The organism is Flavobacterium sp. 20NA77.7 (genome assembly GCF_031326205.1).
Taxonomy (GTDB): domain Bacteria; phylum Bacteroidota; class Bacteroidia; order Flavobacteriales; family Flavobacteriaceae; genus Flavobacterium; species Flavobacterium nakdongensis.
The window spans coordinates 781486-794683 of the sequence record NZ_CP133721.1 but is presented as its reverse complement, the minus strand read 5'-3'; the positions used below and the strand labels follow the sequence as shown (position 1 = coordinate 794683).

Genomic DNA, 13198 nt, shown 5'->3' with positions numbered 1-13198 from the left:
AATAAGTTACCTCAAATACTATAAATATGATACAATTCATCGTAAAAATTATTGAATTTACTGTCAAACTAGTTATTCAATTCATAGAAAGTATTTTTTAAATATCAGAAAACATCAGTAAATCACTGGTGTTTTTTTTTATATTTGTACTTATTAAACATACTATGATGAACAAAAATAACTATGCACTTGTATTACTTGTTTTTGGTTTTTTTCTAAGTTTTGCTCAACAGAAAGAAAAAATCAAAGGCTCAAAAATTGTAACTGTAACGCTAAAAGAAGTTAAAGAATTCCAACAGCTTGAAATTGGAGATAATTTTGAAGTTTTTTTGGTTAAAAACAACACCCCTTCAGTAGAAATTGAAGCCGATGATAACTTACACGAAACAGTTCAACTCATAACTGATGGAAAATCATTAAAAATTAGCGCATCAAAAGAAGTTGTAAGTGCAAAAAAGTATGCTATCCGTATTAATTACAACGATAGTTTGAAGACTATTATTGGGAAAAACGAGACGAAAATAAATGCTTTAGCAAGTTTAGATTTACAAAAAGTAAAAATCACTAATTATGATAAGTCAAAGTCGTTTTTAAATAGTAAATCAACTGATTTTATGCTCGTTTTACATGATAAAGCCACAGCTGAAATCAATGTCACTTCTGAAAAAATAACATTACAATTAGATAAAGAAGCGGAAATAAAAGCATTAGTAAATGCGACTGAAACTAAGATTGATTTGTATCAAAAAGCACGCGCCGAAATTGAAGGAGATGCACAAATAGCAACGATGAGGCTATACAACAACAGTCACCTTACAGCTAAAAAATTTACAGCTAAAAATTTACAATTACTTGCAGAAGGCTATACAAAATGCAGTATTAATGCTTCTATGAACGCTGAAATATCAGCAAGTGGTAAATGTGAAATTGATATTCATGGAGAGCCAAAAATTAATTTAATTCAATTTACAAATACGGCTACGCTTTACAAAAAAGAAAAATAATGCAAAAAGACATTGAAATCCCTAAAGTTGAAAACGTATATGTAGCAGCCATTAAAGAATGGAACGATGATTTTATGGAACAAACATGGTATGCGTATTTAATTAACGATAGTGAACACAAATTAGAAATGGCTATTGTGGTATCTAGAGCGTATGGTCTACTTAATGGAGAACAACGCAAAACAGGTACTTTTAGACACGTCTTTAAAGAAGTTGAACCATTTAGCTATGTAAAAATTGAACTTTTAGAAAACAATGTTTTGCAACTCAATAACGAATTTGCAGTTACCTACTTTATAGACAACATGCTGTATGATAAAACATACACATTTAGAACCAATACAATAAATGAGCATGCATTTGTAGAAGTCCCTTGTATAAATAAAAAAGGAGTAATTGTAAAATAATCTATTTTTAAATTTTATGTAAATATTTTTAGATAAAATTTTACCCCTAAAACAAAATGCTTACTTTTGCACCCAAATTAAAAAACACATAAAACGTTATGGCAACGAACAGAACTTTTACAATGATTAAACCAGATGCTGTTGAAAAAGGACACATTGGTGGAATATTAAATATGATTACTGAAGGTGGTTTCAGAATTGTAGCAATGAAATTAACACAATTAACAGTAGCTGACGCACAGAAATTTTATGCTGTTCACAGCGAAAGACCTTTCTTTGGCGAATTAGTTGAATTCATGACAAGAGGACCAATTGTAGCAGCCATTTTAGAAAAAGAAAATGCTGTTGAAGATTTTAGAACGTTAATTGGCGCTACAAATCCAACAGAGGCAGCAGAAGGAACAATTCGTAAAAAATATGCTTCATCAATTGGAGAAAATGCCGTTCACGGTTCTGACTCTGATGAAAATGCAGCTATTGAGGGTGCTTTCCACTTTGCAAGAAGAGAGCAATTCTAATTTAAAAAATTAATAAAATAAAAAACCGCTTAGATTAAGCGGTTTTTTTTGTGTTATTTAAGCAAATAATATTAAAAACAATAACGGAAATACTATTCCTGCTAAAGCAAGTTTCCAACCTCTCTTCTTAAATGTATTTTTACCCACAGTTATCATCATGGCTCCTGTTAAAGCAATAGTAATTAAACATAAGCCAAAAACATCAGAATAATAAATCCACCAGTTTGATGTGTTTTTATGTAATTTCATTAAATGACTAATTATTGGTGTTTTCTTAAAATAAGTAATCTCACCTTTACCTGTTTTCAATTCAATTTCGACTTCAGTATTTTCAAACATCATTCTGAAATTTCCTTTTTTAACCATTTGACGTTTTAACTTATCTGTTATTCCAATCTCTTTAGCTAAATTTTCAGCATATTTTTCAGTTAAATCATCTTCATGCGGCAGTTTTACTTGAATAGATTTATTTTCAATAGTGTACTTTTCTGGATGCCAATGGTCTCTGTGATTCATCATAATACCTGATAAAGCAAATGAGATAATAAGTCCTAAATAAAAATAACCAAAATCTCGATGAATAGTTCTGATAGTTTGTGCGTTCATGTTTAAAATTTATATTTAATCGTTGTTAAAAATTGTCTTGGAGCAATGGGGTTAATACTGTAATTTTCATGCACCGTATAATTTAATGTATTTGCAATATTAGACATTTTACACAAAATAGAAAACTGATTCCAAGTATAACCTACTGAAGCATCAATAGTAGTATAATCGCTTACAGGAATTGTTCGGTCTGGTATAGTTTGCCCGTTAGTATTATTCCAGCCTCCTAATCTGCTTCCTGTATAACTTGCTAATGCACCAACAGAGAATCCTGTCCATTTTCCGTTTTCTATAGTGTAAAACACACTAAAATTTGCAGTATTTTGTGGTGTTCGCACTAATCGATCCCCTTCAATAAAACTGCCTGTTGCGCCACTCGTTTTTGTATATCGCATATCGTTATAACTATACCCTGCTAATAGTTGTAAACCAATAATAGGTTTAGCTACAATATCTAGTTCAATTCCTTTACTTACAGTTTGCCCCGAAAGTGCTTTTACATTTGTATTTGTATTGATAGTTCCATCCGCTTTTAGTTCAGCTATTTGAGCTAAATTATTATTTACAATGTAATAATAGTTAATATTTGTAGTTAATTTAGTATTCCAAAATCCTTTCTTAATCCCAATTTCATATTGATCAATTATTGAAGGCGCTAAAGTGTTGTTATAAATATCCACTCCTGTATTTGGTGTAAATGAATTAGCAATACTTGCAAATAACGACATGTTTTCTTTGGGTTGAAAAACGAATCCAATTTTTGGAGAAAAAGCCTTGTCTAGTCTTTTTGGATCTTGAATAGGATTGGGATCATTTCCTGGTGTATACACGTTTGCCAAATAATTATACGTAGTAGCTTGAGATTCTTGCCAAGACCATCGTAACCCTGCTAAAACTTTTAACTTAGAAGTTAAGCTCATCAAATCTTGTAAATAGGCACCAAAACGTTTTGTTTTTGTAGTTACAATCTTCGTCTGAATACTCGATGGAATTCCATGATCATTTTCATAAGAAGTAGGATTATAAATGGATACCACATCATATGTAACTGGATTAAAGACATAAGTATCAACGTTTACTTTGGCATATTCTAAATCAACTCCTGTTGAAAGTTGATGTTTAATTTTTCCAGTTTGAAATTTCCCTTGCCAATTGAATTGCTGAGCTAAAATAGTCTCATCAGTATTGTTTTTCCCTAAAGGTCTTGTAAGTGTACCATTTGCAGAGGGTTGAATGCGTTCTGTACCTTCCCAAAATCTACTATAATATTGATAGGATGTATTCGCATTAAATTTCCATTTAGCATTAATTTGATGCGAAATTTGATTTGTAAATGTGGCTTGTTTTGTCAACCCATTTGACCATCTTACGCCTAAATAAGTATTTCTAGGTAAGTTAACAATGTCTTGTCCAATAGCTGCTGTTCCAAAATCGGGAGTCCAATTATCCTTTAAATAATCCGCTTGAAGCACAATAGTTGTTTTTTCATTTAATTTAAATAACACAGACGGGTTGATGTAAATTCGTTTTCTTGCAACTACATCTCTAAAACTTTTTGAATTTTCATAAGAAGAAACAAATCGATAAGCAACCGATTTGCTCAAAGGACCATAAAAATCAATTGTTGGTTTATAATAGTCATAACTACCCGCTTGAAAAGAAATAGCACCTCCTTGAGCAAAAGAGGGGGATTTGGTAACCAAATTTAAAATTCCTCCTGGTGCTACATTTCCATACAATAAAGCCGAACTTCCTTTTAAGAATTCTACTTGATCTAAAGAAGCAACTTCTGGCATCGAACCACTACTTACTCTAAACCCGTTTTTAAACATATTATTGGCAGACATATCATATCCTCTTGACCAAAACGATTCTTGGGCACCTCCTCGAGCCGAACCTACATAAGCCCCATTAACATTTTTTATCACATCACTCAAACGAATAGCTTGTTGTTGTTCAATAATTTTACCATCAATTACTTGAATACTTTGTGGTAAATCAATAGGTTTTATATCTGATTTACCAATCGTAATGGTTTTTCCCTGAACTGTTGACTGAATAATCACCGGTTCAATAATTTTAACTTTTTTTAGGGTATCATTAAGTGTATAGGGTAAAACATCTGACGAAGTTAAATTTGATGTTTGGGTATACCCGAAAAATGAAAAACTAATACTTACTACAACTGCTAATTTCATTTATTTAGACTCATTTAAAATTAAAATGCAAATATATAATGAGTCTAAATAAGAAACAAATTTATTTAGATTAAATTTAAATAATAAATCTATCTATCTGAATATTAAATCTTTAACTAATTTTTTTTGTAATTCTTTATTTATTAAATCAATAATTTTTTGTTTACCTAAAGCTAATTCTTGTTTTAAAACAGCCGAAGAAAGTGTCACATATAGTATGTTTTTATAGAAGTCTACTTGAGTAGTATAATTTACGATTGTGGGCCCCATAAGACTAGCCCATAGTTCTTTTACTTGAACCACATCTAGCCCTTTTTCGAGTTTACTTTCTTTAATAAACTCTTTCATGATATCCCCTATAGTATAGTCGTCGTTAAATCGTTTCATATAGTAAACTATTATTTACTTACGTTTTGCATACGGCACAAATCGTTTGTAGTGATACTTTATTTTAGCATCGTTCTCTAGCGTAAATGCATCTTTTGAAACTGAAACAATTTTTTCTATCCAAGATGTATAGGTAGCTTTTGTCTTTAAATAATAACAATCGTTGCTATCAATAATCTGTAAACTTTCTTTCAAATCATTTTGTATAAATTTACCATCCACTTGAGGTTGCACTTTTTGTCTCCATCCTTTATTTTCTTTCAACTCAAATACATCTATCCATTCGTTAACCTGATATACTTTTTTAGTTCCATCAGGAAATACAACTTGATCTATTTCCCAATATCCATTAAAATGGGTAAAATCTTCTTGACTTGGTTTAGACTGACAAGATACAAGCAAAATAAATACTAAAGAATAAAAAATTGATTTCATATAATAGATAAATAGATAGGGTAAATATACAAAGTAATTACTAGAATGTAATAAAAATAAAAAATCCTTTCCAAATTGGAAAGGATTTTTTGTCGGGGTGGCAGGATTCGAACCTGCGACCTTCCCGATTTCAATCGGGACGCGATAATCCGTCAATCAAAAATTTAATTTTGATTTTACTTTTCCAACGCTTAATTTCATTTTCCCTTTTTAATGCAATTGTTTTTAAAGAATATTCCTCACAATAAACTACTTCCCAATCTTTAGCTTTTGAGGTATATCCAGCGTGATTGCTCAAATGTTTCTGCAACCTTTGAGTTACTGTCTGAGATGTAGAACCTACATAATAAGTATCCAGTTTTTTTGAATATAAAATATAAACGTAAAACATAAGTTAACCAAAATAAAAAAATTCTTTCCAATTTGGAAAGGATTTCTTGTCGGGGTGGCAGGATTCGAACCTGCGACCTTCCCGATTTCAATCGGGACGCGATAATCCGTCAATCAAAAATTTAATTTTGATTTTACTTTTCCAACGCTTAATTTCATTTTCCCTCTTTAATGCAACTGTTTTTAAAGAGTATTCCTCACAATAAACTATTTCCCAATCTTTAGCTTTTGAGGTATATCCAGCGTGATTGCTCAAATGTTTCTGCAACCTTTGAGTTACTGTCTGAGATGTAGAGCCTACATAATAAGTATCCAGTTTTTTTGAATATAAAATATAAACGTAAAACATAAGTTAACCAAAATAAAAAAATCCTTTCCAAATTGGAAAGGATTTCTTGTCGGGGTGGCAGGATTCGAACCTGCGACCTCCTGGTCCCAAACCAGGCGCGATAACCGGGCTACGCTACACCCCGCAAATGCTATAGTGAATTATTATAGTTTTTCAGCTAAGCAGGTTGCAAATATAAAACTATATTTAAACATTCAAAACTAAATTTTGCTTTTTTTTATGTCTATATCAAACTAGCAAAATATTCCTTTTTTTACACCGAAATGATAAAATTCAACAAATATAATTTCTATATTTGCTTCTCATAAAATTTAGTAAAATATGCTAATAATTGGAATTGCTGGTGGTACTGGAAGTGGCAAAACAACTGTTGTACACCAAATTATGAATGAATTACCTTCAACAGAAGTAGGTATTATTTCCCAAGACTCCTACTACAAGGAAACGAGTAATTTAAGTTATGAGGAACGTACAAAAATTAATTTTGACCATCCAAGAGCTATTGATTTTGAATTATTAGTACAACATCTTAAAGAGTTAAAAGCAGGAAATGTTATTGAACAACCCGTATATTCTTTCGTAACGCATAACAGAACCGATGATTCTATTATTACGCATCCCCGAAAAGTAATGATTGTTGAGGGTATTTTAATTTTTACTAATCCAGAATTAAGAGATTTATTTGATATTAAAATATTTGTACATGCCGATTCAGACGAACGTTTAATTCGTAGATTAAAAAGAGATATTGCAGAGCGCGGACGTGACATGGAAGAAGTGTTAAATAGATATCAAAGCACACTTAAACCAATGCACGAACAATTTATTGAACCCACCAAAGCATTTGCAGACATTATCATTCCAAATGACAAATACAATACAGTGGCTATAGATGTGGTTAGAGCGGTTATTAATCAAAGAATTGACAAGTAATGTTTAAAAAATTCCAACTACTTATCCAAAAATACCCCTTTTTACGGTTTTTAAGTAACAAGTACTATTTGATACTCGTCATTTTCATTATTTGGATGCTTTTTCTAGACAACTATTCTTACTTAGAACATAGGCTGTTAAACAAACAAATCGATGAATTAGAAGACAATAAAGCTTATTATCAGTCTGAAATTGGAAAAGATAGCATCAAAATTCAGCACTTAAAAAATGATAATATGGTCGAAAAATATGCACGAGAAAAATATTACATGAAAAAAGACAGTGAAGATATTTACATCGTTGAATTTGAAGAAGAAAAAGAGAAAGATAGTATACTAGAAGCCAAAAATAAAAATAAATAGGACAACTTGTCCTGCTGTTCGCTATATTCCCTCATAAAATCGGGAGATGCCGCTACCATCAGGGCTATTTAAGACTTTTTTTGCACAAAACCCATATATAATGAGTACAAACAAACTTTTTTCAGAATTTGAACCCGTTTCTTCAAAACAATGGAAACAACAAATTCAATTTGAATTAAAAGGCGCCGATTATAACGAAACACTTATATGGGAATCCCCAGATGGCATCAAAGTAAAGCCTTTTTATCATGCTGATGAAACTAAAGACAGCATGACTTCATCAAAATCTGCCAATAGTTTTAAAATTCTGCAAAAAATATTTGTGCACGATATAGCAAAATCAAATGCAAAAGCACTTGATACACTAAAGCGAGGTGCAGAAAGTATTTATTTTACTATTGAAAATGAAAATTGTGTACTTGCGGAGTTAATGCAAAATTTACCGTTTGAGTCGATAACATATTACTTTAATTTACCCTTTTTATCCGTTTCTTTTTGTGATCAAATCAATGAATTTGCACTCAAAAACAAAGTTAAATGCATCATACTCCTTGACCCAATAGGTCAATTAGCTAAAGAAGGTAACTGGTTTAATACTAGTAACAATGATTTTGATGCATTAAACATCCTCGCTTCAAAAGAAACAAACGGATTTATAAACATCAATACACAAACGTATCAAAATGCGGGTGCAACTAGTGTACAGCAACTAGCTTATACATTAGCACATGTAAATGAATATTTTAATCGAATTTTAAACCTAAATCAGCCTATAACTATTGAGGTTGCAATAGGAACAAATTACTTCTTTGAAATTGCAAAACTAAGAGCTTTAAGACTCTTATTCAATACATTAGCAAAAGAGTACAACCACAATTTTGATTGTACTATTATTGCAACACCAACCAAACGCAACAAAACATTGTATGATTATAATGTAAATATGTTGCGCACCACAACAGAATGTATGGCTGCTATTTTGGGCGGAGCTGATGAAGTAGCAAATTTAGCCTACGATGCCATTTATCATAAAGACAATGAATTTGGTGATAGAATTTCAAGAAATCAATTACTGATTCTCAAAAATGAAAGTTACTTTGATAAAGTCAATAATCCTGCAGATGGTGCCTATTATATTGAAACGCTAACCGAACAATTGGCCGAAAAAGCACTAGAACTATTTAAAGATATTGAAGCAAATGGCGGTTTGATTACCCAACTCATTGAAGGAACTATCCAAAGAAAAATAAACGAAAGTGCACAAAAAGAACAAGAACTTTTTGATACAGGAAAAGAAGTTTTAATAGGAACAAATAAATATCCTAATCAAAACGACAGAATGAAAAATGAGTTGGAATTATTCCCTTTCGTAAAACAAAACGCTAGGAAAACATTAATCACTCCAATTATTGAAAAACGATTGGCAGAAAAAGTAGAACAAGAACGATTAGCTCAAGAGCAATAGTCATGAGAAAAGATATACAACATTTAAAGGTAGAAGTTAAAAGTCAGAAATTAGAAGTTTCTCCAAACTCATTTACAACTGCCGAAAATATTGAAGTAAAACCAACTTATTCTAAAGAAGACATCTCATATTTAGAACACCTTGGTTTTGGAGCTGGTTTTGCACCTAATCTTCGCGGCCCCTATGCCACTATGTACGTTCGAAGACCTTGGACCATTCGACAATATGCCGGATTTTCAACCGCAGAGGAAAGTAACGCATTCTACAGAAGAAATCTTGCTGCTGGACAAAAAGGGTTATCCGTTGCGTTTGATTTAGCGACACACCGTGGTTACGATTCTGACCATGAACGTGTGGTGGGCGATGTTGGAAAAGCAGGTGTTGCCATTGATTCAGTAGAAGACATGAAGGTGCTTTTTGACCAAATTCCATTAAATGAAATGTCGGTGTCAATGACTATGAATGGTGCGGTTTTACCCATTATGGCTTTCTATATTGTGGCAGCCGAAGAGCAAGGCGTTAGTCCTAATTTATTATCAGGTACCATTCAAAATGATATTCTGAAAGAATTTATGGTACGTAATACGTATATCTATCCGCCCACACCTTCGATGAAAATTATAGCCGATATTTTCGAATATACGAGTAAAAATATGCCAAAGTTTAACTCGATATCCATTTCGGGTTATCACATGCAAGAAGCAGGAGCTACAGCAGATATTGAGCTAGCATATACGTTGGCAGATGGTTTAGAATACATTCGCACTGGATTAGCTGCAGGAATGGATATTGATACCTTTGCTCCTCGCCTATCCTTTTTCTGGGCAATTGGAATGAATCATTTTATGGAAATTGCCAAAATGAGAGCCGGTAGAATGCTTTGGGCAAAACTATTGAAACAATTCAATCCAAAAGACGAAAAATCACTAGCATTACGAACACATTGTCAAACTTCGGGATGGAGTTTAACCGAACAAGATCCTTTTAATAACGTAGCGCGAACCACAATCGAAGCGGCAGCAGCAGCTTTTGGCGGCACACAATCACTTCACACAAATGCCTTAGACGAAGCCATTGCCTTACCAACGGATTTCTCGGCTCGAATTGCTCGTAATACTCAAATCTTTTTACAAGAAGAAACTAAAATTTGTAAAACCGTTGACCCTTGGGCAGGAAGCTATTATGTAGAAAGTTTGACCGCAGAAATTGCAGAAAAGGCTTGGGCTTTAATTCAAGAAGTAGAAGAATTAGGAGGCATGACGAAAGCCATTGAAGCCGGAATTCCAAAATTACGTATTGAAGAAGCAGCCGCACGCAAACAAGCACGTATTGATAGCAGTCAAGATATTATTGTAGGGGTAAATAAATACCGTTTGGAAAAAGAAGATCCCTTACATATTTTAGATGTGGATAACCAAATGGTGCGCAAACAACAAATTGAACGTTTAGAACAAATCAAAGCTTCTCGAGATACTGCCAAAGTTAAAGCATGTTTAGAAAAATTAACTCAAGCTGCTAAAACAGGTGAAGAAAATTTATTATCTTTAGCGGTAGAAGCAGCAAGAAATAGAGCAACCTTAGGAGAAATAAGTGATGCACTAGAAGTTGTTTTCGGCAGATATAAAGCACAAATTAAATCAGTAAGTGGCGTGTATAGTGCAGCAATAAAAAATGACGAAAGTTTTGAAAAAGCAAAACAATTAGCCGACGCATTCGCGAAGAAAGAAGGTCGTCGTCCGCGTATTATGATTGCAAAAATGGGACAAGATGGCCATGATCGTGGCGCAAAAGTTGTTGCTACAGGCTATGCCGATGTAGGTTTTGATGTAGACATTGGACCACTATTTCAAACGCCTCAAGAAGCTGCCAAACAAGCTGTTGAAAACGATGTTCACATTTTAGGTGTTTCTTCTTTAGCCGCAGGACACAAAACCTTAGTACCACAAGTGATAGCAGCATTAAAAGAATATGGTCGAGATGATATAATGGTCATTGTGGGTGGCGTAATTCCTGTTCAAGATTACCAATTTTTATTTGATGCAGGTGCTGTAGCCGTTTTTGGTCCTGGAACTAAAATTAGCGAAGCAGCAATTAGTATTTTAGAAGTTTTACTAGAGGATTAATTTTTCGTTGTCATTTCGACAAAAGAGAAACGTAAGTTCAGCAAAGCTAAATCACATAATTTAAAAGCAAAAACACTAGCAAAACGTTAGTGTTTTTTTTATTTACTACCCCTCGGATGAAACGTTTCCATGACCTGTGCCAAATGCTTACGATCTAAATGCATGTAAATTTCAGTCGTGGTAATGGACTCGTGGCCTAACATTAACTGAATTGAACGCAAATCGGCACCGTTTTCAAGTAAATGCGTAGCAAAAGAATGCCTAAACGTGTGCGGACTTATGTTTTTTTGAAGGTTTATTTTTTTGACTAAATCTTTAATAATAGTAAACACCATGGCACGTGTCAATTGCTTGCCACGTCTGTTTAAAAATAACGTGTCCTCATATCCTTTTTGAATAGTAATATGGCTTCTCACTTGTTCTTTATAAATAGTAATAAACTTTTGAGTAGAGGACCCAATAGGTACAAAACGTTGCTTATTTCCTTTTCCTGTAATTTTTATAAAACCTTCCTCAAAAAATAAATCGGATATTTTTAAAGTTACTAATTCTGAAACACGAAGTCCACAACTGTACAAGGTTTCTAACATAGCTTTATTTCGTTCGCCTTCCATAGAAGTCAAATCTATAGCGCCTATTAATAAATCAATTTCTTCAGTAGATAACGTATCGGGTAATTTTCTACCTGTTTTAGGCACTTCAATAAGTTCCATTGGCATATCTTTTCTATATTCCTCAAAAACCAAATAAGTAAAAAAACTTTTTAAACCAGAAATAATGCGTGATTGTGAGCGAGGATTAACCAATGAAGCAATATGATAAATAAACCCTTGTATTTGCTCTTCCGTAATGGTTATGGGCGAAACATCAATTTGATTTTCAGTTAAATAGGCAGTCAACTTTTCTATGTCAAAAGAATAATTTTCAATGGTATTTATAGACAAACCCCGCTCCAATTTGAGGTAATTTTGATATTCATTAATATAGGTCGTCCAATTTGCCATAGACACAAAAGTACTAAGAAAAAAACATATAAAAACAAAAAAACCCTACATTGCTGTAGGGCTTTGGGTGAAAGACGGGTCTCGAACCCGCGACCTTCGGAACCACAATCCGACGCTCTAACCAACTGAGCTACAATCACCATTTGTTGTACAACCGAAGCAGAGCTCCATTTGCGAGTGCAAATATAATTGTTTCCAACTATCCTGCAAAGGTTTTTTATTTTTTTTTACTTCAAATCCCCTAACGAATTGACTGTCACATATCTTTCTACTGTAAAACCTTCGGCATAGGCTACGCCTGCAAGTCTTCCAAGGTCTTGAGCACGGTATTTAATGCTTTCAATAAAATTTTTAGAGCTAATAGGTGTTTCAGGTTCGTTAGAATTTTCAGTATAAAACTGCGAACCGTAAGCAAAAACAGCTTCCAATTTTTTATCCATAAAACCAGTAATATCTACCACAAAATCAGGTTCAATGGTTTTCCATTGTATGTAATGATACACAACTTTTGGGCGCCAAGCATCTTGTACTTGTCCGTCTAATTCCGTTTCTATCTTAGTTAAGCCTGCCAAAAAACAAGCATCACTCACTAATTTACTTCCTTTACCGTGATCTATATGTCGGTCATCAATAGCATTACACAATACAATTTCTGGTTTGTATTTACGAATTCTTTTAATAATTTCGAGTTGGTGCGCTTCGTCATTTACAAAAAAACCATCTCTAAAATTTAAATTTTCTCTACAAGAAATACCTAATAGTTGCGCTGCAGCAGTGGCTTCTTGCTCTCTTATTTCTTTTGAACCACGAGTACCTAATTCGCCACGAGTTAAGTCAATAATGCCTACTTTTTTTCCAAGAGAAATTTCTTTAGCAATAGTTCCTGAACAGCCTAATTCTACATCATCGGGATGAGCCCCAAAAGCTACTATATCTAATTTCATATATGTAAAAGTTAATTTGTTAGCGGTCATATATGTTATCGCTTTTATTTGTTGGTGTTTGCTTGCACAAACT

General features: G+C 33.0%; 15 protein-coding genes and 2 tRNA genes. 7 read left to right on the top strand and 10 right to left on the bottom strand.

Annotated features, from left to right (window positions below; translation table 11 throughout):
• Positions 1–167 precede the first annotated feature (167 nt).
• The 3 genes from RF683_RS03415 (at position 168) to RF683_RS03405 (ending at position 1929) form a co-directional block, all read left to right on the top strand.
• A complete protein-coding gene (locus tag RF683_RS03415) occupies positions 168–1004 on the top strand; it encodes a GIN domain-containing protein (RefSeq protein ID WP_309532813.1) in 837 nt (278 codons plus the stop codon).
• Entirely contained in the window at positions 1004–1411 is a 408-nt protein-coding gene (locus RF683_RS03410; RefSeq protein WP_309532812.1) for a hypothetical protein, read from the top strand. Before RF683_RS03415 ends, RF683_RS03410 begins: the two co-directional genes overlap by 1 nt.
• Before the next feature lie 98 nt (positions 1412–1509).
• A complete protein-coding gene (locus RF683_RS03405) occupies positions 1510–1929 on the top strand; it encodes a nucleoside-diphosphate kinase (protein WP_309532811.1) in 420 nt (139 codons plus the stop codon).
• A 57-nt stretch (positions 1930–1986) separates the two neighbouring features.
• On the opposite strand, the gene RF683_RS03400 is transcribed toward RF683_RS03405, so the two are convergent.
• The 7 genes from RF683_RS03400 to RF683_RS03370 form a co-directional block, all read right to left on the bottom strand.
• Positions 1987–2535, bottom strand: coding sequence for a PepSY-associated TM helix domain-containing protein (locus tag RF683_RS03400; RefSeq protein WP_309532810.1), 549 nt, complete (start codon positions 2533–2535; stop codon positions 1987–1989).
• A 2-nt stretch (positions 2536–2537) separates the two neighbouring features.
• Positions 2538–4733 (bottom strand): TonB-dependent siderophore receptor, encoded by a 2196-nt coding sequence (locus RF683_RS03395; protein WP_309532809.1) that lies wholly within the window; start codon positions 4731–4733, stop codon positions 2538–2540.
• Positions 4734–4826: 93 nt separating this feature from the next.
• The gene (locus RF683_RS03390) at positions 4827–5120 is read right to left on the bottom strand and encodes a DciA family protein (RefSeq protein WP_309532808.1); all 294 of its coding nucleotides are present in this window, start codon (positions 5118–5120) and stop codon (positions 4827–4829) included.
• A 15-nt stretch (positions 5121–5135) separates the two neighbouring features.
• Complete coding sequence (locus tag RF683_RS03385; RefSeq protein ID WP_309532807.1) at positions 5136–5555, bottom strand: hypothetical protein; 420 nt, start codon at positions 5553–5555, stop codon at positions 5136–5138.
• A gap of 130 nt (positions 5556–5685) precedes the next feature.
• Entirely contained in the window at positions 5686–5946 is a 261-nt protein-coding gene (locus tag RF683_RS03380; protein WP_309532806.1) for a GIY-YIG nuclease family protein, read from the bottom strand.
• 87 nt (positions 5947–6033) lie between these two features.
• A complete protein-coding gene (locus tag RF683_RS03375; protein WP_309532805.1) occupies positions 6034–6294 on the bottom strand; it encodes a GIY-YIG nuclease family protein in 261 nt (86 codons plus the stop codon).
• A 49-nt stretch (positions 6295–6343) separates the two neighbouring features.
• Positions 6344–6418: transfer RNA gene (locus RF683_RS03370), tRNA-Pro, on the bottom strand.
• A gap of 197 nt (positions 6419–6615) precedes the next feature.
• Here RF683_RS03370 and udk point away from each other — a divergent pair.
• The 4 genes from udk (at position 6616) to scpA (ending at position 11177) form a co-directional block, all read left to right on the top strand.
• Positions 6616–7227 (top strand): uridine kinase, encoded by a 612-nt coding sequence (gene udk / locus RF683_RS03365; protein WP_298658246.1) that lies wholly within the window; start codon positions 6616–6618, stop codon positions 7225–7227.
• Positions 7227–7589 (top strand): FtsB family cell division protein, encoded by a 363-nt coding sequence (locus RF683_RS03360; protein ID WP_309532804.1) that lies wholly within the window; start codon positions 7227–7229, stop codon positions 7587–7589. The genes udk and RF683_RS03360 overlap by 1 nt, the downstream gene beginning before the upstream one ends.
• Before the next feature lie 100 nt (positions 7590–7689).
• Positions 7690–9054 (top strand): methylmalonyl-CoA mutase subunit beta, encoded by a 1365-nt coding sequence (locus RF683_RS03355; RefSeq protein ID WP_309532803.1) that lies wholly within the window; start codon positions 7690–7692, stop codon positions 9052–9054.
• Between the two features lie 2 nt (positions 9055–9056).
• Positions 9057–11177, top strand: a complete 2121-nt coding sequence (gene scpA / locus RF683_RS03350; RefSeq protein ID WP_309532802.1) for a methylmalonyl-CoA mutase — start codon at positions 9057–9059, stop codon at positions 11175–11177.
• Positions 11178–11275: 98 nt separating this feature from the next.
• On the opposite strand, the gene xerD is transcribed toward scpA, so the two are convergent.
• From xerD to bshB1, 3 genes are all read right to left on the bottom strand, one after another.
• Positions 11276–12181 carry a site-specific tyrosine recombinase XerD gene (xerD, locus tag RF683_RS03345; protein WP_309532801.1) on the bottom strand — a complete coding sequence of 302 codons (906 nt, stop codon included), beginning with the start codon at positions 12179–12181 and terminating at the stop codon, positions 11276–11278.
• A gap of 65 nt (positions 12182–12246) precedes the next feature.
• Positions 12247–12322, bottom strand: a tRNA-His gene (locus tag RF683_RS03340).
• Between the two features lie 86 nt (positions 12323–12408).
• Positions 12409–13125, bottom strand: coding sequence for a bacillithiol biosynthesis deacetylase BshB1 (gene bshB1 / locus RF683_RS03335; RefSeq protein ID WP_309532800.1), 717 nt, complete (start codon positions 13123–13125; stop codon positions 12409–12411).
• Positions 13126–13198: the final 73 nt, after the last annotated feature.